The organism is Sphingobacterium sp. CZ-2, from assembly GCF_004526235.1.
Lineage (GTDB): Bacteria > Bacteroidota > Bacteroidia > Sphingobacteriales > Sphingobacteriaceae > Sphingobacterium > Sphingobacterium tenebrionis.
On sequence record NZ_CP038159.1, the window covers coordinates 1390178 to 1411875 of the forward strand.

Annotated in this window: 18 protein-coding genes and 1 other RNA gene; 9 read left to right on the top strand and 10 right to left on the bottom strand. The window is 40.0% G+C overall.

Annotated features, from left to right (window positions below):
• Positions 1 to 40: 40 nt before the first annotated feature.
• Both E3D81_RS06300 and rnpB read right to left on the bottom strand, forming a co-directional pair.
• The gene (locus E3D81_RS06300; RefSeq protein WP_099366642.1) at positions 41 to 1426 is read right to left on the bottom strand and encodes a sigma-54-dependent transcriptional regulator; all 1386 of its coding nucleotides are present in this window, start codon (positions 1424 to 1426) and stop codon (positions 41 to 43) included.
• A 50-nt stretch (positions 1427 to 1476) separates the two neighbouring features.
• An RNA gene (gene rnpB, locus E3D81_RS06305) (RNase P RNA component class A) lies at positions 1477 to 1852 on the bottom strand.
• 198 nt (positions 1853 to 2050) lie between these two features.
• Between rnpB and E3D81_RS06310 the strand changes: the two genes are divergently transcribed.
• The 4 genes from E3D81_RS06310 to E3D81_RS06325 all read left to right on the top strand — a co-directional run bounded on the left by E3D81_RS06310 (position 2051) and on the right by E3D81_RS06325 (position 5201).
• A complete protein-coding gene (locus E3D81_RS06310) occupies positions 2051 to 2443 on the top strand; it encodes a hypothetical protein (RefSeq protein WP_099366641.1) in 393 nt (130 codons plus the stop codon).
• A 229-nt stretch (positions 2444 to 2672) separates the two neighbouring features.
• Complete coding sequence (locus tag E3D81_RS06315; RefSeq protein WP_167554248.1) at positions 2673 to 3290, top strand: phosphatase PAP2 family protein; 618 nt, start codon at positions 2673 to 2675, stop codon at positions 3288 to 3290.
• A gap of 2 nt (positions 3291 to 3292) precedes the next feature.
• Positions 3293 to 3679 carry a GtrA family protein gene (locus E3D81_RS06320; RefSeq protein WP_099366639.1) on the top strand — a complete coding sequence of 129 codons (387 nt, stop codon included), beginning with the start codon at positions 3293 to 3295 and terminating at the stop codon, positions 3677 to 3679.
• Positions 3672 to 5201 carry an ArnT family glycosyltransferase gene (locus E3D81_RS06325; protein ID WP_134776846.1) on the top strand — a complete coding sequence of 510 codons (1530 nt, stop codon included), beginning with the start codon at positions 3672 to 3674 and terminating at the stop codon, positions 5199 to 5201. The genes E3D81_RS06320 and E3D81_RS06325 overlap by 8 nt, the downstream gene beginning before the upstream one ends.
• 32 nt (positions 5202 to 5233) lie before the next feature.
• Here the strand turns inward: E3D81_RS06325 and E3D81_RS06330 are convergent, their stop codons facing one another.
• From E3D81_RS06330 to argS, 3 genes are read right to left on the bottom strand one after another with little or no spacing between them, the layout of a single operon-like run.
• Positions 5234 to 6430, bottom strand: a complete 1197-nt coding sequence (locus E3D81_RS06330) for an NAD(P)/FAD-dependent oxidoreductase (protein WP_134776847.1) — start codon at positions 6428 to 6430, stop codon at positions 5234 to 5236.
• A 1-nt stretch (position 6431) separates the two neighbouring features.
• On the bottom strand, positions 6432 to 7505 hold the full coding sequence (locus E3D81_RS06335; RefSeq protein WP_134776848.1) for an oxidoreductase: 1074 nt from the start codon (positions 7503 to 7505) through the stop codon (positions 6432 to 6434).
• Between the two features lie 2 nt (positions 7506 to 7507).
• A complete protein-coding gene (gene argS / locus E3D81_RS06340; protein WP_134776849.1) occupies positions 7508 to 9289 on the bottom strand; it encodes an arginine--tRNA ligase in 1782 nt (593 codons plus the stop codon).
• Positions 9290 to 9398: 109 nt separating this feature from the next.
• On the opposite strand from argS, the gene E3D81_RS06345 reads away from it, so the two are divergent.
• Positions 9399 to 10790: an arginine decarboxylase gene (locus E3D81_RS06345; protein WP_099366634.1), complete on the top strand. Its 1392-nt coding sequence runs from the start codon at positions 9399 to 9401 to the stop codon at positions 10788 to 10790.
• Between the two features lie 243 nt (positions 10791 to 11033).
• On the opposite strand, the gene E3D81_RS06350 is transcribed toward E3D81_RS06345, so the two are convergent.
• The 3 genes from E3D81_RS06350 to E3D81_RS06360 all read right to left on the bottom strand — a co-directional run bounded on the left by E3D81_RS06350 (position 11034) and on the right by E3D81_RS06360 (position 13419).
• Positions 11034 to 12482, bottom strand: coding sequence for an IS1182 family transposase (locus E3D81_RS06350; RefSeq protein ID WP_134776850.1), 1449 nt, complete (start codon positions 12480 to 12482; stop codon positions 11034 to 11036).
• Between the two features lie 272 nt (positions 12483 to 12754).
• On the bottom strand, positions 12755 to 13000 hold the full coding sequence (locus tag E3D81_RS06355) for a hypothetical protein (RefSeq protein WP_099366633.1): 246 nt from the start codon (positions 12998 to 13000) through the stop codon (positions 12755 to 12757).
• A 176-nt stretch (positions 13001 to 13176) separates the two neighbouring features.
• Complete coding sequence (locus E3D81_RS06360) at positions 13177 to 13419, bottom strand: hypothetical protein (protein ID WP_134776851.1); 243 nt, start codon at positions 13417 to 13419, stop codon at positions 13177 to 13179.
• A gap of 218 nt (positions 13420 to 13637) precedes the next feature.
• On the opposite strand from E3D81_RS06360, the gene E3D81_RS06365 reads away from it, so the two are divergent.
• Positions 13638 to 14753, top strand: a complete 1116-nt coding sequence (locus E3D81_RS06365; protein ID WP_245153298.1) for an MBL fold metallo-hydrolase — start codon at positions 13638 to 13640, stop codon at positions 14751 to 14753.
• Positions 14754 to 14778: 25 nt separating this feature from the next.
• Here E3D81_RS06365 and E3D81_RS06370 read toward each other — a convergent pair whose 3' ends face one another.
• On the bottom strand, positions 14779 to 15246 hold the full coding sequence (locus E3D81_RS06370; protein WP_134776852.1) for a hypothetical protein: 468 nt from the start codon (positions 15244 to 15246) through the stop codon (positions 14779 to 14781).
• 118 nt (positions 15247 to 15364) lie between these two features.
• On the opposite strand from E3D81_RS06370, the gene E3D81_RS06375 reads away from it, so the two are divergent.
• Entirely contained in the window at positions 15365 to 17392 is a 2028-nt protein-coding gene (locus tag E3D81_RS06375; protein WP_134776853.1) for a M3 family metallopeptidase, read from the top strand.
• Positions 17393 to 17926: a helix-turn-helix domain-containing protein gene (locus tag E3D81_RS06380; RefSeq protein ID WP_245153299.1), complete on the top strand. Its 534-nt coding sequence runs from the start codon at positions 17393 to 17395 to the stop codon at positions 17924 to 17926. It abuts the gene before it with no gap.
• Between the two features lie 95 nt (positions 17927 to 18021).
• On the opposite strand, the gene E3D81_RS06385 is transcribed toward E3D81_RS06380, so the two are convergent.
• Positions 18022 to 18663, bottom strand: coding sequence for a tetratricopeptide repeat protein (locus E3D81_RS06385; RefSeq protein ID WP_245153300.1), 642 nt, complete (start codon positions 18661 to 18663; stop codon positions 18022 to 18024).
• A gap of 345 nt (positions 18664 to 19008) precedes the next feature.
• Between E3D81_RS06385 and lon the strand changes: the two genes are divergently transcribed.
• Positions 19009 to 21465, top strand: a complete 2457-nt coding sequence (gene lon, locus E3D81_RS06390; protein ID WP_099366601.1) for an endopeptidase La — start codon at positions 19009 to 19011, stop codon at positions 21463 to 21465.
• Positions 21466 to 21698: the final 233 nt, after the last annotated feature.

Below are 21698 nucleotides of genomic sequence, written 5' to 3' on the forward strand. Positions count from 1 at the left end.
TCTTCCTTAGTATTATTTACCGATATTGAATAGCTCCCGATTAGTCTCTTTTCAAACCGTATTTTTCAATCTTACTGTATAAATGACTTCTTTGTATATCCAGATCGTCGGCTGTTTTGGACACATTCCAATTGTTCTTCTCCAATTTATATTTGATGAATTCACATTCCGAATAATCCTTGAAATCCTGGAAAGAAGTGAATTGCTCCAGGTCAAAACCTTTGGCCGTTGCTGTATCATTTCCAGTAATTGATTTTGCCGATACCGGGCCTCCTGGGTTCGCAAATGTCAATACATCATCTTCCGTGATTTTCTTATCACAAAGAATGATCAACCTTTCGATCATATTGCGCAGCTCACGGATGTTACCTGTCCAAGGAAGAGATTGCAATGCCAGCATCGCATCTGGTGTAAAGGTTTTCACCGGCATGCTGTATTCTGCGCAGATTTCCTCACAGAACGAGTTTGCAAGCGTAGGAATATCATCCTTACGTTCTGCCAATGAAGGCACATGGATCAAGATCACACTTAAACGGTGGTACAAGTCCATACGGAAATTACCATCTTCGATTTCCTTCAACAGATCCTTATTGGTTGCGGCAATGACACGTACATTCACGTCGATTTCCTTTTCGCCACCAACACGGGTTATTTTGTTTTCCTGCAGCGCACGAAGTACTTTCGCCTGTGCAGAAAGGCTCATGTCCCCTATCTCGTCCAAGAAAAGCGTTCCATTATTGGCTTGCTCAAATTTTCCGATACGTTGTTTTACCGCCGAGGTGAATGATCCTTTCTCGTGCCCGAACAATTCGGATTCGATCAGTTCTGAAGGGATCGCCGCACAGTTCACCTCTACCAAAGTAGAGCTGGAGCGGGTAGACTTTTCGTGCAACCAACGCGCCACCAATTCTTTACCAGCACCGTTGGCACCGGTAATTAATACACGAGCTTCTGTTGGAGCAACTTTATCAATCGTTTCCTTGATCAAACTGATTCCAGAAGAATCCCCTAGGATTTCTTTGGTTTTGGAAAACTTCCGTTTTAGGACTTTGGTTTCCTTTACCAAGGATCCTTTTTCGAGTGCGTTACGAACAGTGATCAACAAACGGTTCAGATCCAAGGGTTTTTCCAAGAAATCAAAAGCGCCTTTACGGGCTGCTTCTACCGCTGTTTCGATCGTACCGTGACCAGAGATCATTATGAACGGGATATCAGAGAATTCTTTGGCAGCGGTCAACACTTCCATTCCATCCATCTTGTTCATCTTGATATCACATAGTACAAGATCGATCTTCTCCTTTTTAAGGATTTTCAGACCATCTTCACCGTTATCGACATCAAGTACTTTGTAGTCTTCATATTCTAGGATATCACGAAGGGAACTTCGGATAGGGCGTTCATCATCGATGATTAAAACTGTAGTCATATAAAATGTTCCTATTTTTCTAGGCTGCGATAATTTAACAAATAAAGTAAAAAGAAGCAAACTTTATAAGCCGGGTTCTGTATCCCCGAGGGGATTTCTATCATTTATCTAGGATTATGCTCGCGCATAACCTCCATCAACCTACCCATTGTGAGGTCCCGAAGGAAGAAAACGAGCAGCTTTCGACTCTCACAACCTATTTGGTTTTTCAACACACGAGGTTTACCGAGATGTATGTTACCATACAAATCCGTGAGCTCTTACCTCACGTTTTCACCCTTACCATGTTGCCATGGCGGTATCATTTCTGTGGCACTTGCTGTCTACCCGAAGGCATCCTTCCTGTTAGGAAGCGTGTTGCTCTGTGTTGCCCGGACTTTCCTCTCGCCTTATTCGATAAAGGCCAGCGATAGAACGAGTTTGCTTCAAGCTGCAAAACTACGAAAAAAACAATTTAATATCGGCCTAACGAAATACTATATCGTTGTTGTTATAACTTATAATTATTTGAAAGTTTTTTGTTTTCTATTGTAGCGAAATGAATTTTAGTTTCGTCATAGGAGAAACATTTATGCGCAACATGTTTATTTTATTCATTCACAAATTAATTTTAATAAATAATATATGAAAACTATTTCTTACTTAAAGATTGCTACAGCGATTGCACTTATTTCATTCAGCACTTCATGCAAAAAGAAAAAAACTGAGCCTAATCCAGTAAGTATCGCTTACAAAATCACGACTGCATCGAAAGAAAAGATTAAAATGACCAATCTTTCCGTAACCAGTACAAAAGGAAAAGACTCAGTGATCACAGCTGCACTGGATGTTCCTAAAACCGTGGCTACTAGACGTGCTATGCCAGGAAAAGGCTATACGGTAGCGTTGAAGACAAAGATCGATAAACCAGCAAAAATTACCTTGGAGATCCTAGTAAACAATAAAGTAGTAAAAACTTCCAAAGACATTGATGTTAAGGATATCAGCAAGGAAGTTAAATTAGAACATAAGTTTTAAGTTGATAGATGCGCTATATGAATATATAAATTTTTAGAACTCTCTTTTTACCCTAGTTAACCATAGCTCCAAATCGAGCTATGGTTTTTTTGTTAACAAATAAATAATATTAACATATTAATCATTAACTTTCCCCTAACAATATATTTTTACTTTTGCTGAATAAATCAATATTAACTGTCATTGGATGAATCGGATAAAGCTTCTCTATCGGTTAAACAAAACCAACTTGAGCATTTTTTTCGTTTGGTATGTGCTCATTAGTGTAATTGTCTTTTCAACCCCACGTATCAGTTCGTTCCAATGGATCAATTCCATGAACCACCAGATACTGGATTATTTTTTCAGTCTGCTCACCCAATTCGGTGATGGCATTTTCGTGATGCTCGTGGCGGTACTATTCTTTTTTCTAAGATCAAGAAAGATCGGTATTGCCATTGCTGCCAGCTATATTGGTTCCGGATTGATCTGTTCGGTACTAAAAAGATCTTTTCAGGCGCATCGTCCGGCTTTTTTTCTTAAAGAAGACCCCAGCTTCCATTCCCTATCCTGGCTACCCTTATCCCATCATAATGCCTTTCCATCTGGACATACCACCTCAGCCTTTGCTTTAGCTTTTACCTTAATGCTATTCAGCAAGGATAAAAGGCTGGCCATGATGGCTATGGTTCTGGCTTGCCTGACGGGGTATTCAAGGGTTTACTTGGGTCAGCATTTTTTGGATGATGTGTGGTTTGGATCCATCCTTGGAGCAGGTTTTTCTTGTCTGTATTTTCTGATGTATTCCTATTTCGGCGAGAAAAAACTAAGCCGAAGCCAACTCTTTCCCCCTTCATTTAAGATATAACCATGTGGAAACTATTCATTAGCCTGTTAAAATTTGGCCTTGTTGGGTTATTGGGAATGGGGATCGACTTTGGAATAACCTGGCTGCTGAAAGAAAAATTAAACACGAATAAATTCTTTGCCAATGCCTGCGGTTTTTATTGTGCAGTGGTCAGCAATTATTGCCTGAACCGCATCTGGACCTTTTCCAACAACAATCCACAGATTGCCAAACAGTTCCTCCAATACGCACTTTTCAGTATCATTGGCTTGGGTATAAATACACTCATCATATACCTCTGCAGTACCAAATGGAAAATCAATTTCTATTTGGCAAAGGTATTTGCGATTGGAATTGTTTTTCTCTGGAACTTCTCCATCAACCATTTAATCACATTTGGACATGGATAAGGCATTCCGCATCAAATTACGGTGGCTGATTTTACTGAGTACTTTGGTACGGATCCTATTTGCTAACCTGTTGGAGTTGGGTAATGATGAGGTCTATTATTATACCTATGCCCTACAGCCTGATTGGAACCATTTCGACCATCCACCAATGATCGGGTTCCTGATCAAATTCTTCACCTTGAACCTGCACTGGGTAAACACCTTTTCCATGCGATTGGGAGCTATATTCCTGGCTGCCCTTAATACCTGGATCATTGCCTGCATTGTCAGGAGGATCGCGAATGATCGCGCAGCTTTTATTGCAGCGATCTTATTTACCGCATCGATCTATTCCAGCATTATTTCTGGGATTTTCATCCTTCCAGATTCGATCTGCAATACCTTTTGGTTGGCCGCACTATACTGTATGGTACTGATCGTAAAACCAAAAGACAAAAAAGAACAGACCGAGGCGCTTCTGTTTCTTGGCGTTTGGATCGGTTTAGCATGTATGAGTAAGGTTCATGGCATTTTTCTCTGGTTAGGTTTCTTGGCGTATCTATTCTTGCATCAACGGTCTTTATTGAAAAATTGGGCATTTTATGTTTCCTTGATCATCAGTGGTCTGATTATTTCCCCTATCGTGCTTTGGAATATTCAACATGATTTTATCACTTGGCGCTTTCATGGTGAACGGGTAAGTTTATTGGATGCTGGAATACAGATACACTTCTTCCTGCAGGCTTTTTTTGGTCAAGTATTATACAATAATCCACTTTTATGCCTTATTTACGCCTATTTAGCCCTTGCAGTAATCAAAAACTGGAAATACCATACTCAGCATTGTAGGAAAGAAATTGCGGTGATACTCTATTGTGGCCTACCGATTATATTCATAGCCAGCTTTATCTCTCTTTTTAAACAAGTGCTTCCCCATTGGAGCGGTGCAGGCTTCTTTTCGATCATGATCTTAGCTGCCGTTTGGATCGACCAGGAATTGAGCTTGGAAAAGATTCGAACAGTGCGTAAAGTGTTCAATGGGATGTTGATTTTTACACTCGGATTTATGATCCTTGCTGTATGCATTATTCGTTTTTATCCAGGCAACCCAATCGGTATTAAAAGCGGTAATGAGCTTGGAAAAGAAGATGTTTCCATCGAAATGATAGGTTGGGAGCAATTTGCCAAGGAATTTGAAAAAATCCGCTCGGAAGATCTGGAACAAAAGAGAATGCAGGAAAATGACCCCATCTTGGTCAATAAATGGTTCCCTGCTGGACATATCCTATTTTACGTGGCTAGGCCTTTGGGAATTCCCATATTAGGGGAAGGCAAATTACATGACCTGCATAAATTCGCGTGGCTGAACAACATGGCAAACCCTATACAGATTACTGATGATGCCTATTATATCAGTCCTTCCAATAATCATGTAGAGCCATACGAAATATACGGGGAAGATTTTGAATCAATCAATCTAAGAAAGGTAATCCAGCAGAAAAGAGCTGGAGCTGTGGTAAGGAAATGGTATGTATCATCTTAAAGGAGCAAAACGGATATTAGGTGAAGACCTTATTAAAGATCATTTGCGATAGCATACCCTGCTGCCCAAGCCCATTGGAAGTTATAACCGCCCAACCAACCGGTAATATCGACGGCTTCGCCACCAAAGTAAAGCCCTGGAACTGCTTTGGCAGTTAAGGTTTTGGGATTCAGCTCTTCTGTATTCACCCCACCACGCATGACCTCCGCCTTATCGTAGCCCTTATCGCCTGCAGGCTTGACCTTGAACTTATGGATGGTATCTACGATGAGTTTTGCATCATTTTTACCTAGGGAAGCGATCTTCACCGTAGTGGGTAAGAATTTTCCGAATGCTTCAACGGTTCTCTTGGTGAAATAATCATTCATCAGCTGTGCAACGGTCCTTCTTCCACCCTGCTCCCTTTCCTGCTTAATGAGGGTATCCATTTTGAATTTCGGCAATAAATCGATGCTGAACGTTTCCCCAGGTCTCCAATAGGAAGAAATCTGTAGAATAGCCGGACCACTCAGACCCCAATGGGTAAATAGGATATTTTCTTCAAAGCTGATCTTTTCATTATATACTTTAGAAAAGATGGAATTTCCGGCCAAAGAGGCATACCAGTCGGCATCCTTTCCGGTGATGGTCAAAGGCACTAAGGCTGGCGCTGTAGGTACAATTCCCAATCCGAATTTTCTCGCTATGCGTAATGCAAAATCGGAAGCTCCCAATTTAGCAACCGGTAGACCTCCAGAGGCAATCACGACTTTGGGGCTGTGGATCTTTTGGGTTTTCCCATCCTTCACAAAGGTTATTTCAAAACCTCCTTCTGTTTTTTCGACATCCTTCACTTCGGTATTCAACCAGATATCCTGCTTGGTTTCAAACATCAATTTGCTAAAAACCGCTACAATATCCTTTGCCTTATTGCTTTTGGGAAAAAGTTGCCCCAATGTCTTTTCTTCCCCTTGAATGCCTCCGAAATTCTCAAAGAAATTTTGGGTATCTTCAACAGTCCATTGGGAGAAAACTGCATGCAGAAATGCCGGGTTCTCCGAAACAAAATTTTCAGGTTGGGTATATAGATTCGTAAAATTACAACGTCCACCGCCAGAGATCAGGATTTTCGCTCCAGGCTTATCGTTCCTTTCTAATAGTAAGGTTTTTTTGCCCAGCAGCCCTGCCTGTGCGGCACACATCAATCCGCAGGCACCAGCTCCTATGATAATGGCGTCGTAATTCTTCATCTTAAGAAATCAATTCTCCAGCAAGGGAAACTACGCGTTGCTCTGTCCAAGATTGTTCGGCCAGTTCCAAGATCCGGATCACATCCCTAGCCTGTTCTGGTCTAACGAACAACTCTTCTTCTCCTTTTAATGTAGCCACTATATTTTTATAGAAATCCTCACCAGAACCCTTCTCTGACGGAATGATCTCTTCGATTTCCGTACCGTTTTCCAGGATGGCTAATTTTCCATAGATCTCCGGGTTTTCTGTTCCCCAATCCGCAACATCTGCAGGTCGCTTACCTGCGCGCAACAGTTCTTCCTGTGGATCTACACCCCATTTTACAAAAGAACCGTTCGTACCGTATAAGGCAAATCTTGCTGTTGGGATTTTCGCTAGCATCTGTCCTTTTAAGGAAACTTTGACTTGGGGATAATGCAGGATAAATTCAAAATCATCAATGGCTTTAGCACCGTCTCGTTGCACCCTTAAATCAGCATAGATCGCCGTCGGATGTCCAAAGATCTGTAGGGCTTGATCGATCAAGTGTGCACCCAGGTCATAGTGTATACCCGAACCAGGGAGGTTTTCTTCGCGCCAGGCTCCTGCCCTTAAAAAATTGCGGAACCGATCAAATCTTGCTTCATAGTTTGTTAAACGCCCCAATCTTCCTTCTTCAATAAGTTTCTTAACGGTTTTAAAATCAGAATGGAACCTCGCGTTGTGATGGACAGAAAGCAAGAGGTTCTTACTTTTTGCCAATGCGATCAGTTCATCGGCCTCGGATGTATAATTCGTGAATGGCTTTTCTACCACCACATGTTTTCCGGCTTCTAATGCAGCTTTCGCAAACGAAAAATGCACATCATTTGAAGTGGCGATGACGACCAGATCTACCACTGGATCTTCGAAAATATCTTCTGCTTTCTGAACGGCAATGGCATCCGGATATCTTTCAGCTAACATTTCCTGTTGTTCAAATTTCCTAGCTGTTACCTTATATAATTCCAGATCAGGATTTTCTGAGATAAATGGCGCATGGAATACATGTCCACCAATAGAAAACCCGATCAGTCCAACTTTGATCTTCCCCATGCTTACATTCTTTCAGGAACCTGAATTCCTAATAAGTTCATACTTTTTGCAATGATTTTTGCCGCAGCAGAGGACAATTGCAGACGGAAGGTTCTTACGGTTTCATCCTCCGCCTTGATAATACTTTCTTCGTGGTAGAATTTGTTGTATAATTTAGCGACCTCATAAGCATAATTCGCTAATTGAGCTGGGCTGAATTCCTTTGCTGAGGCTTCAATGACTCCTGGAAATCCGGCCAATGCCTGGATCAGATCCCGTTCGTAACTGGATATCTTTTCCGGTTGTACGGCAGTACCTTCCTTAAAATCTCCTTTTCTCAAAACAGATTTGATACGAGCGTGGGTATATTGAATAAATGGACCTGTGTGTCCTTGGAAATCTACGGTTTCGTTCGGATCGAACAGTAGCCTTTTTTTAGGGTCAACCTTTAATAGGAAATATTTCAATGCCCCCATACCGATGGTATTGTATAAAGCTTCTTTTTCTTCTTCGTTGAATCCTTCGGTCTTACCCAATTCTTCGGTTCTGGTTTTTGCTGTGGCAAACATTTCCTGCATCAGGTCGTCTGCATCCACAACCGTACCTTCTCTGGATTTCATTTTACCCGTTGGAAGGTCCACCATGCCGTAAGAAAGATGGAATAGTCCATCCGCCCAAGATTTACCCAGTTTTTTCAAGATCTGGAACAATACCTTGAAATGGTAATCCTGCTCATTGCCCACCACATAAATAGAATCATCCATCTTGAATTCATCGTATTTCAATTGTGCTGTCCCCAAATCCTGGGTGATGTATACAGAAGTACCATCTCCACGTAAAACAAGTTTTTCGTCAAGGCCTTCTGCGGTCAGGTCGATCCAAACGGAATTGTCTTCTTTTTTATAGAATACACCCGAATCCAATCCTTCCTGAATAATATCTTTTCCTAATAAATAGGTATCTGATTCGTAATAGAATTTATCGAAATCAACCCCTAGGGTTTTATAGGTCTGATCAAAACCTTCATATACCCAAGCGTTCATGGTTTTCCAAAGGTTGATCACTTCCTCATCCCCGGCTTCCCATTTCAACAACATGGCCTGCGCTTCCTTGATCAATGGTGCATTCTTTTTGGCTTCCTCTTCGGTCTGCCCTTCGGCTTTCAAGGCATCAATCTCCTGCTTATACGCTTTATCGAAAACCACATAGTATTTACCGACCAAATGATCGCCCTTCATTCCGGTTGAAGCAGGGGTTTCCCCTTCTCCAAACTTCTGCCAAGCAAGCATGGATTTACAGATATGGATCCCTCTATCGTTAACCAGATTTGCTTTGATCACATCATAGCCATATGCTTTTAGGATTTCAGCTACCGAATAACCCAAGAGGTTGTTACGCACATGCCCTAAGTGTAGGGGTTTATTGGTGTTTGGTGAAGAATATTCCACCATCAAGCGTTTTCCATTGGCTGGAAATACAGCAAAATCATTATGAGCTATTTCCCCGTTCAATACCGCGATCCAGTATTGGTCGGTGAAGCTCAGGTTCAAAAACCCTTTGATCACGTTGTAGGATTCAATCTCCGGAATCTGCTCCTGAAGGTAAGCACCGATCTCCTGCCCTGTTACTTCCGGCGATTTTTTGGAGAATCGGGTTATAGGAAATACAACCAAGGTAATTTGTCCTTCAAATTCCTTTCTGGTTTCCTGTAATGCAAGCTGTGAAGCTGGGATATCTGAACTATAAAGTGATTTAACTGCTTCTACAGACTTTTCAATAAGCAGTTCTTGGATTGATTTTGCCATGTAAATATTTCGTAATATTCTTAACCTTCTGATAATGAATTCAAAAAATAACACTCAGATTATTCATGTATTCGTTATGAAAGCATATCTTTGCCAAAAATAATAAAAAATGCAGAGCTATCAGGAATTTCTTGACTTAAGTGTTGGTTTTCCACAAGACGGATTCGAAATTATCGAAGACGAATTGTACTTCCACGATTTGAATTTGATGGAAATGATAGAAACGTATGGCACGCCCCTACGTTTTACTTATCTACCTATTATTAGTAAAAAGATCCAACAAGCGAAGATTCTGTTTCAAACAGCCATGTTGAAATACAATTACCGTGGGTCCTATAAGTACTGCTATTGTACGAAATCATCTCATTTCAAACATATTGTAGAGGAAGCGTTAAAGAACGATATTCACTTAGAAACCTCGTCGGCATTTGATATGCCTATGATCGATGCCTTGGAAAGACAGGGAAAGGTGACGAAGGATATTACAGTAATCTGTAATGGCTTCAAAACTTACCAGTACAAGCAATATATCGTGGACATGTTGCATGATGGTTTCCATAATATTATTCCGGTATTGGATAATAAAGAGGAATTCAACATGTACGATGATGAGATCGAATTGACAGAGCCATGTAATTTGGGTATCCGTATTGCCGCAGAAGAGCAACCGGATTCTCAATTCTATACCTCGAGATTAGGTATCCGCATGGAAGACGTCATTGATTTTTACAACAGCAAGATTGCAGAGAACCCTTACTTCAAAGTGAAGTTGCTTCATTTCTTTATCAATTCCGGTATTTCGGACACACCGTACTATTGGAATGAATTGGAGAAATATGTGACCCTTTATTGTAAGTTCAAAAAGATCAATCCAGACCTTGATACGTTGGATATCGGTGGCGGAATGCCATTCAAAGATTCATTGGTACATGATTTTGATTACGAATACATGGTTAACGAGATCGTGAACCGCATTAAACAGATCTGTGCACATCACGAAGTAGTGGAACCGGATATCATTACCGAATTTGGAAAATATACCGTAGCAGAAGCTTCTGGAATTTTATACAAAGTATTAGGCCGTAAGCAACAGAATGACCGTGAAAAATGGTTGATGTTGGATGGTTCTTTTATTACCAACCTTCCGGATGTTTGGGCATTGAACCAAAAATACATCTTGTTGCCGATCAACAATTGGGATTCGGAATATGAACGTGTCAACTTAGGCGGGATTACCTGTGACGGCCAAGATTACTACAATCAAGAGGCCCACATGAACTCTGTGTTTATGCCAAAGACCAGAAAGGTGCAATACCTTGGCTTCTTCCATACTGGGGCTTACCAAGAGGTATTAAGTGGGTATGGTGGTATTCATCATTGCCTCTTACCATCTCCAAAGCACGTGTTGATCCGTAGAAACAGGGATGAAACGTTCAATTACGAAGTGTTTGGGGAAGAACAGAATTCTAAACAAGTCATGAAACTATTAGGTTATCAATAACCTTTAATAGCATCCATAAAAAAAGCCTTAACGATATTGGAGGGCACTGAAAAAGTCTCAACTTTTTAATGAGATTTAAAGAAATGACTGAGTACAAGATTTATCTTACTCGGTCATTTTTGTTCTAAGGATTTCTGAAAATTTGTTTTTTAATGGTTTTATTGAAGGTTTAATCGACCATGAGTGGCTATTTAGGCTTTCAGAATCTCAAATCCATTGATTTTGAGGTAATATTCCTCCTTTTTAGATCAATTTCAGGATTCTTTTCAAGTTTACCGTGAAGATGGCCATTGCACCCTGCATTTCCATATTTTTGATGCCATAGGAATCTGCTCTTCCATAACCATGGACATTCTTGAGCTCACTGTTCTTTGCCTCGATCTTATACCTTTCCTTAGACTTGCTCCGGTAATGATAGGTTTGCTGGAAAGCCATCTGCTCTTTATGGAGTTCGGATTTAATGGTTATCGAATAGGTCTTTGTTTTTGACCCATCCTTATAACATCCTTCCCTGAGAGGGCAAACTTTACATCTATCCACATCGAAGTAATACGTGTCTGCTTGATTTTTACCTATGTTCTTTTTGCCCTGACGGGCCTTCCGGATTGCTAGATGGCCAGCTGGACAGACAAACATCCCCGCATCTTTATTGTAGTGAAAGTGATCGCTTTCTTTCCTGGATCCCTGGCTGACTGCCGGTTTCAATTTAGCGATGATATCAATGTTCTGTTCTTTTGCCAGCCGTAGATTGTCCTTTCCAGAATATGCGGCATCGCCTATAATCGTGTCCACTTCCATTCCATTCTGCTGGCTGATCTCCAATAATCGGGGCAGTTCCGGACCATCACCTTTCTCGCCTGTAGTAACGACCGCTGCTGTGATGATGCGTTCCTCGGTCATTGCCAGATGTGTTTTATAGCCAAAGAAACTGCTGTCCATTGATTTATGTCCAAGCCTGGCTTCACCATCTTTTGAGAGCAGATAGTATTCCTTTGTGTCCTCGATGGTTTCCTTCAACAGGTTCAACTTCTCTTTTACAGCCGGTATTTCACTGATAGATTGATCCTGATCCAGCACTCTCTGTAATTCCCTGCAATAGGCAAGCTCTTGGTCCAGGTCGTTGGACTCGTTCTTTTGTGGTAGGCGCCCTTTGTAGTCCTCATCGATCTGATATATTGCTTTCCTCAACAGCTTGGATCGTTCCTTTAGCACTTCCTGTGCTGTGTATGGGTTCGATCTGGAATGGGTATGTGTGGCATCTACGATGATGGACCTTGATTTTATAATACCCTTTTCAAGAGCGATCGTTACGGTCTTATTGATCAACAGGTTCAATAGGTCCATGTCCTTTAACCGTAGCTTACGGAATTTGGTGAGCGAACTTGGATTGATCACATCCTCCTCAGGGGCCATTTCCAGAAAGTATTTAAAGGACATGTCATATCTGGAACGCTCAACAACATCAACATCCGAAACGGTGTAGATCGTCTTTAACAGAAGGTACTTGAACATCTTGATGGGGCTCTCTGCTGTACGCCCATTGGTCTGGCAATACTTCTCCAAAAGTTCCTCATGTATAAAACTGAAATCGATAAGATCGTTGATTTTGCGAAGTAGATTGTCTTTTGGAACAATGATATCGTACAATCCCGAATAGGAACTGAACTGAATTTTTTGTTGGGTAGAAAGCATCCTGATATCCGTTAAAGCCTACTTTAAGATACGAAAAAAGGAGCAGAAAACTGTTGTTTTCCACTCCTTTTTTTAGCCCATTCTAAAAGGGGACTTTTTCAGTGCCCTCCGATATTGTTAAGGCTTTTTTCATGAAGGGAATTCGAGGTTAATTATTCAAATGAACAATTGTTCTTTGAACTGATCGGAATTTAAACTGCTTTAGCAAAGCTTTCGTAATGGCATATAATAAACCCCAAAAACCCTATTCTTTAATATTATCTATGATTTCATTAATCGATAACCATGAATGTTGCAATATCCTCGCGGATATGCACCGGTAGCATCATAAAGATTTCCTTTTTCAGGATGAGGTTCTCTTGACGTGAATCAGCTGGATTTTCTTCAATGCTTACGATTGATTCAAACCCTTCGTTCAACCATCTACCCTCTCCTATTAAGTAATCGTTGTATTTAGCATTTAAGGCTTTTAACGCGCCTAGGATTTCGTTCGAATTTGATGTATAACTATTAACCATATTATTCTGTTTCACTATTACATTTAACGCCAAAGTTCGATTATTGTTATAATCAAGATGTTAATTTATTATTATAGTATTGGTAATTATGGCAAAAAAAGGTTTAAGTTAGGTCGAGTTGACCAATTCTTTATTTAAATAATCAAACAACTAAGGACTATTAATCCATTAATATACTATAAACGAAACAGTTGAGCTAAATCTTCTCTTATTGCTGCTGGAAGCATATTGAATACTTCCATTTTTATTCGAATAACTTGCTTGTCATTATCTTTGGGATCTTGGTTTATAGAAACAATGGATTTGAATCCTCCGATGAGCCACCTTCCATCTCTGCGTAAATAGTCTTGATATTTAATATCAAAGATTTCCAACTCCTCTAGTAACGAGTCGGTTTTATTAGAAAAATTTGTTAACATATTGGTTTTTAGTGAATAAAATTTTACAATTATACAATATTATTAGGCTAGAAAAACATTCCTCAAAAAAAATATTTTTTTATTTATTTAAGTTAAATGATTTCTTAACGCGTTGTTTAAAAAAATAGCAAAAGATTAAGTTTATCGCTCAAAAACTACATTTTTTATATTCATGACAATCAGATGAAAAAGAATCTTTTAACTTGCGCCTCGCATTTATGAAAAGAACATTAAAAAGAATCATGTATATCCTTTTGGCCATCATCGTTATCATCGTTATTGCTGTCTTCCTATTGGGCAGATCGGCGCCAATCGGAACCCTCGCCACAGGCGAGCGTTTGGAGAAAATGTCCTCGAACCCTAATTTTAAAAATGGGGTATATGAAAACCTGGAAGTAACGCCAGCTATAAAAGAAGGTGTTTCTTCCTTCGAGATGCTGCGTTCCTTTTTCTTCGGAAAAGACAAAAGAAACGTACCTAGTAAGCCATTGCCATCGATCAAGACCGACTTCAAGAATCTGGACATCAACGAGAACTTGTTGGTTTGGTTTGGGCATTCCTCTTACTTATTGCAATTGGATGGAAAAAGGATCTTGGTGGATCCGGTATTCAGTAAATATGCCTCTCCTGTTCCGTTTGGAATCAAGGCATTTCAGATGACCTATAATTATACGGCTGCTGATATGCCCGATATCGATATATTGGTCGTCACCCATGACCATTTTGACCACCTGGATTATTCCACTTTTGAGGAAATAAAAGGCAGAACCAAACAGATTGTAACGAGTCTTGGCGTGGGTGCCCATTTTGAAAAATGGGGCTATCCCTCGGATAAAATTCATGAGCTGTATTGGGGTGAAAGTTTCCAAGTAGACTCCTTAAAGTTTACGGCAGCTCCTGCCAGGCATTTTGCTGGCCGTTGGTTCAAGCGAAACACCAGCCTTTGGTCGGCCTTTGTTCTGCAAAGCCAAACCTACAAACTATTATTGGGTGGAGATAGTGGATATGGAAAGCATTTCAAAACCATTGGTGAGGAACATGGTCCATTTGATCTGGTTCTTCTTGAGAATGGACAGTACAATGAATATTGGAAATACATCCATATGATGCCGGAGGAGGTGATACAAGCAGCGGAAGATCTTCGGGCAAAAGATTTGATTCCAGTACACTCAGGGAAATTCCCATTAGCAAACCATGCCTGGGACGAACCGTTGATTAGGGTTACGAATGAAGCTAAACGAAAGAATAGACCGATATGGACACCACAGATTGGGCAGGTGGTATATCTAGGTAAAGCGAACCAATTTTCAGAATGGTGGAATAATATTGATTGAGGTTGAAAAAAATCAACCTCATTTTTTATTCTTTCTTTTTGAGAAGCATCCCATGGTCAAAACGAAGATTGTTCTTGTCAACAAATTTAACCTTTCCATTTTCGTCGATAATATCGCCGAATCCTTCTATTAAACCACTTGGAACAATCCCAAAAACTTTTTCCCAAGTTGATTCCATTCCTTCCGACATGAATCGGTATTCACCCACGATTAGGGAGTCCTTGATAACCCCTTTGAACGTCCCTACATTCTTATCCTTTTCAAATAAAGAATAAGTAAGGTCGCCTACCAAGGAATCCTTTTCTAAGGCTAAAGCCAAACGAATGGTATCCCTCTTTTCTTGATATTCGTAGGTACCAACAAAGTCTTCGAGATTGTGTTCTTGATTTTTTGGAGAATGGACTATCTCCTGTTTTTGATTTGAATTGGAATTACACGCACTCAAACCAGCTATTGTCAATGCTATAGCCAAAGCATTGCTCATTCTTTTCATCTTCTTGTGTTTCCTTCTATTAAATAAACCTTTTTAGCTTAGTAATGTTTTGGTAAAATCTATAAACTTGTGTATGCTGGGTTAAAATTAGGATAATTTTTGTTGTAACTTTACTTTTATGAATATTTTAAATCAATCATTTGATACCCCCCACGATACCGCTCCTTTTTCTAAAATCAATATAACGGATTACGTTCCTGCCTTTGATGCTGCGATTGCAGAAACCCGTCAAGAAATCGATGCTATTGTGCAATTGAAGGAGGAACCTAACTTCGAAAATACGATTGCTGCACTTTCTTTTTCTGGAATGCAGCTGGATCGGATCTCCAATATATTCTTCAATCTACATTCAGCAGAAACCAATGATGAGTTGGACAAGATTGCCAATGAAGTGGCGCCCAAATTGGCTGAACTCGGAAACGACATTACGTTAAACTTTCCCTTGTTCGAAAAGATTAAACAGGTTTATGATAAAATGGATTCATTGGACCTAACGGAAGAACAAAAAACTTTGTTGACCAAAAATTACAGGGATTTTGTCCGAAACGGGGCATTATTACCAGAAGATAAAAAACAGACATTAAGGGATATTGATTCGGAATTATCTGTGCTCAAATTAAAATTTGGGGAACATGTTCTTGCGGATAATAATGCCTTCCAGATGTTGATCACAAACCCGGACGAACTAGAAGGTTTGCCGGAAGGTACCATAGAAGCTGCCAAAGAAATGGCAACAGAAGCTTGCCTAGAGGGTTGGCTATTCACGTTGGATTATCCGAGTTATATCCCTTTTGTAACTTATGCAAAAAATAGGGAGCGGAGGAAGGAAATCACGTTGGCAGCAGGTAAAAAGGCATATCAGCAAAATGATAACAATAATGAGGAGATCGTCCTAAAAATTGTCAATCTACGGCATCAAAGAGCCCAACTATTGGGGTATGCATCGCATGCACATTTTGTGCTAGAAGAACGAATGGGCCAGGATCCAGCACAGGTCACGAAATTTTTGAACGATCTTTTAGCAAAGGGTAAACCCGCTGCTGAAAAAGAATTTAAGGAATTGAGTGAATTTGCCAAAGAGTTGGATGGTCTTGAAAACCTGGAAAAATGGGATGGCAGCTATTATACCGAAAAATTAAAACAACAACGTTTTAACCTGGAAGATGAAAAGCTAAAACCCTATTTCCAATTGGAGAAGGTGTTGGCTGGTGCCTTTGAGATTGCACATCGCCTTTATGGATTGAATTTTAATGAGGTCCATAACATCGATAAATACCATCCGGATGTGCAAACCTTTGAAGTGAAGGATGATGCTGGGGAATTGGTTGCTATTTTCTATGCTGATTTTTTCCCAAGGAAAGGAAAGCGGAATGGCGCTTGGATGACTTCCTTTAAATCCCAATACCAAAAAGCTGGAAAGGACGAGCGTCCGCATGTTTCAATTGTTTGTAATTTCACGAAACCTACAGCTAGTAAACCTTCTTTATTGACCTTTAATGAAGTGTTGACTTTATTCCATGAGTTTGGTCATGCCCTGCATGGGATGTTGGCCAATACGGTATATCCTACCCTATCCGGCACTTCTGTATTTTGGGACTTTGTGGAACTTCCAAGCCAGATCATGGAGAATTGGTGTTATGAAGAAGAAGCCTTGAAACTGTTTGCAAAGCATTATGAAACTGGAGAAACCATTCCAATGGAATATGTGGAGAAGATCAAGGAGAGTGCTGCTTTTATGGAAGGTATGGCTACGGTACGTCAGATCAGCTTTGGTCTGTTGGATATGGGCTGGCATGGACAGGATCCATCCTCAATTCAGGATATTAAGGCTTTTGAGGTCGAAAAATTCGCCTCTACATCGCTTTATCCCGATGTTCAGGATAATGCGATGAGCCCTTCTTTCTCGCATATTTTCAATGGTGGCTACTCATCTGGATATTACAGTTATAAATGGGCAGAGGTCTTGGATGCGGATGCTTTTGATTATTTCAAACAAAAAGGGATTTTCAATAAGGAAGTAGCGGATAAATTCAAGGAGAATATCTTGAGTAAAGGTGGAACAGCTCATCCGATGAAATTGTACAAGCAGTTTAGGGGACAAGAGCCATCGGTTGATGCCTTATTAAAACGTGCAGGATTGATTTAAATGAAAGATATGCAATTGGCTATTAAAAATATGGTTTGTCCACGCTGTGTAATGGCAGTTGAACAGATCTTGAACAATTTGAACATCCCTTTCCAGGATGTGAAGATAGGATTGGTCAATCTGCAAAGGGAGTTGAGCGATAAGGAAACTGATCAATTGGATACTGCATTAGGTGCTATTGGATTTGAGGTGCTGCAAGATCGTAAAGAACGATTGTTGGAGGAGATCAAAATAGCTCTGCAGGAGTTTTTGGGGAAATCAGAAGATCAACATCTTAAAACTTCCGTTTTTTTAACTGATCGGTTTAATTTGGAATACACGTATATAAGCAGTCTTTTTTCGGAATTGGCTGGCGAAAGTATTGAAAAGTATTTGATTAAGCTGAAGATCGAGAAGGTAAAAGAATTTCTTCAGTATGATATGTCCTTGTCGGAAATTGCTACGAAATTGAATTATAGCAGTGTGGCGCATTTGAGCAGCCAATTTAAGAAGGTTACTGGGATGACCCCATCGGAGTATAAAAAGGCAGTTTAATTTTGCTATCCTAAACGGATCATAAATAAAAAAGTCGAACAATCTGTTCTCATGGAGATGCAGATTGTTCGACTTCGTTTTTTATGGAAAATAACCTATTTCAGGTTATCTCTATAAACTGTAGCTTTTTTAACTTCTGTTTGGATATCCTTACGAGAAGCATCTAAGCTCAATACTTTTTGATAATCAGCGATAGCTGCGTTGTAAGCATCAGTAGCTGTTTTCTTGTTGTAATTAGCAGTTCCTGCAGTACCTGTCAATACTCCTAAATCACGGTTTGCAATCGCTCTATTCTGATACAGGTTTTTCTCACTTGGTTTCAATGCAATCGCTTTTGAATAATCTGAAACCGCAGATTTCAATAATGATTCACGATCTGCTGCAGATACTTTCGCTTCACGATTTACCGCTAAGTTATTATTCGCTTTTGCTCTGTAATAATAAGCCGATGAATGTTTCGCATCCAAAGCAATCGCTTTTGAAAAGTTAGTGTTAGCTTTCTTATAATCACCCAATTGGTAATACGAAAGACCTAACAAATGAAAAACATTTGCATCATCTGCTGAAGTAGTTGTTGCTTTTTCAAAATGCGTCACCGCAGATTTGAAATCATTTGCATTGATTGCTTTTTCTCCTGCAGCCACATTCGCATCTGTATGTTTCTGTGTTTGTGCCTGAGCACCCATAGTTGCTAAGGCAATCGCAACAGCAGCCAATCCTAATCTCATCGTTTTCATCTTTGTATTAATAAATCTTAAATTCATGTCCAATTATATAAATGTTTCCAATTAATTTCTATTCTCCCGTTATAGAGTAAAAATCTGTTAAATAGTTTAAGTAGTCAATCAATAATTATAAACATTTCCACATTTCGTCCTGCTTATCCTAAAAACTGGAATTAATCCAGCAAATGACAAAAAAAGAGGCCTAAACTGACGTTTTAACAGCAATACCATTTTAATAGCATAAATAGTACCAAAATAAAACCTTGGCATTGCACTTGCAATACTTGGGTACATAAAATTAGAAATGAATAATAGGTCGGCTTACTGACAACTTGTCGGCTGTATGATATAACGCTTATGAGCAAAAATGATCCATTCAACTTCACCCAATCCATGCCCATCATCAACGAGGAAACCGAATTCTTCCCTTTGTTGACCCAGCAAGATGAAGATGAATTGAGGAATGCTGAAATACCAGAATCCTTACCCATATTACCTTTAAGAAATACAGTGCTTTTTCCAGGTGTGGTTATTCCCATTACCGTTGGAAGGGACAAATCCATCAAATTGATCAAGGATGCCTATAAGGGTGATCGGACAATCGCGGTGGTTTCGCAAAAAGATATGAATGTGGAAGATCCTACTTTCGATCAGTTGAACAAAGTAGGAACTGTAGCCCATATCATCAAGATCCTTCAGATGCCTGATGGAAACACTACGGTCATCATCCAAGGTAAACAACGTGTGAAACTTAAGGAATTGATCCAATCAGAACCTTATCTGATCGCGACCGTAGAGAAATTTCCTGAAGAAAAACCAAAGACAAAATCGAAAGAGTTCAAAGCTTTGATCTCTTCGGTTAAAGAATTGGCACTTCAGATCATCCAGCTTTCTCCAAACCTTCCAAGTGAAGCGGGGATAGCAATCAAAAATATTGAGAGTCCTACTTTCCTGGTCAATTTCATCTCTTCGAACCTTTCTTTGGAGCTAGAGCAGAAACAGGATCTTTTGGAAACCCGCGACTTTGTAAAACGCACGCAGCAATTGCTGGAGCACCTGACCACCGAAATCCAGATGTTGGAGCTGAAAAACCAGATCCAGAATAAGGTACGGGTGGATTTGGATAAACAGCAACGTGATTATTTCCTAAGCCAGCAATTGAAAACCATTCAGGAAGAATTGGGTGGAAGTACGCCTGACCTGGAATTGGAGGAGCTTAAGAAAAGAGCTAAATCTAAGAAATGGCCAGAGGAAGTTGCTAAACATTTCCAGAAAGAATTGGAAAAACTAGCAAGGATAAATCCTGCTGCTGCAGATTATTCAGTACAGCTGAATTACCTGGAGTTAATGCTAGATCTTCCTTGGGGAGAATACAGCAAAGACAATTTCGACCTGCATCGTGGAGAAAGGATCTTGGATAAGGATCACTATGGATTAGAAAAGGTAAAACAACGTATCATTGAATATTTGGCGGTATTAAAGCTAAAGAATGATATGAAAGCTCCGATCTTATGCTTAGTAGGCCCTCCGGGAGTTGGTAAGACTTCCCTTGGTAAATCCATAGCTAAAGCATTGGGCAGAAAATATACCCGAATGGCATTGGGTGGTATTCGGGATGAAGCGGAGATCCGTGGACACCGTAAAACCTATATTGGTGCTATGCCAGGTAGGATCATTCAATCCTTGAAGAAAGCAGGAACATCTAATCCAGTATTTGTATTGGACGAGATCGATAAGATAGGTTCTGATTTTAAAGGAGATCCTTCTTCAGCTCTTCTTGAGGTATTGGATCCGGAACAGAACACCCATTTTTACGATCATTATGTAGAAATGGAATATGATCTATCCAAGGTGATGTTCATAGCAACGGCAAATTCACTGAGTGGTATTCAGCCGGCTCTGTTGGATCGTATGGAAATCATCGAAGTGAATGGGTATACCATTGAGGAAAAGATCGAGATTGCGAAAAAACACCTGTTGCCGAAGCAAAGGGAAATGCATGGGATTCAGGCCAAGGATATTTCGTTGAAACCAAAGATGATCGAAAAAATCATCGAAGAATATACGCGTGAATCCGGTGTTCGTGGTTTAGAAAAGAAAATCGGATCGGTGGTGCGCGGAATTGCGACCCGAATCGTGATGGAAAAGCCGTATGATCGTAATTTGAATGCAGAACTGATCGAAGAGATTTTAGGCGCGCCTATATTCGATAAAGATCTTTATGAGAACAACGATACAGCAGGTGTGGTTACAGGCTTAGCTTGGACCTCTGTTGGAGGAGATATCTTATTTATCGAATCCAGCCTAAGTCCAGGGAAAGGCAAACTTTCTTTAACAGGGAATTTAGGGGAGGTAATGAAGGAATCTGCCTTGATCGCCATGGCTTATTTACGTTCGCATGCTGATGAATTCGGCATTGACTATAAAGTTTTTGACCAATGGGATGTGAATGTGCATGTACCTGCAGGTGCAACACCTAAGGATGGTCCTTCAGCAGGTATCACCATGCTGACGGCGCTGGCTTCCTTATTTACACAACGCAAGGTGAAACAAAAGTTAGCTATGACGGGAGAAATTACCTTGAGAGGGAAAGTTTTACCTGTTGGGGGTATCAAAGAGAAAATCCTTGCCGCTAAGCGAGCCAACATCAAGGAAATTATTCTTTGTAAAGCCAATCAGAAGGATATCCAAGAGATCAAGGAAGATTATGTTAAAGACCTTACCTTCCATTATGTAACGGAGATGAGGGAAGTGATACAACTTGCTTTATTGAGTAGTAAGGTAAAAAATCCGAAAGATTTAATTCGAGAATAATTACAATAAAAATTTTAAAAAAAGTGAGCTGGTTCAAACCATTGCTCACTTTTTTTATTTAACTTAGATTTAAACAAAGTAAAACACTAACCTGAAACAGACTAACAGAACCTGAAATTGCCCACCCACTATTTATAGTAATAAATAATCATTCCACTTAAAACTGGGTGCTTCTCCCATAGAAAACCCAGTTTTTACATTTAATATTCCCTTAATAATTTATAAGCCGTATT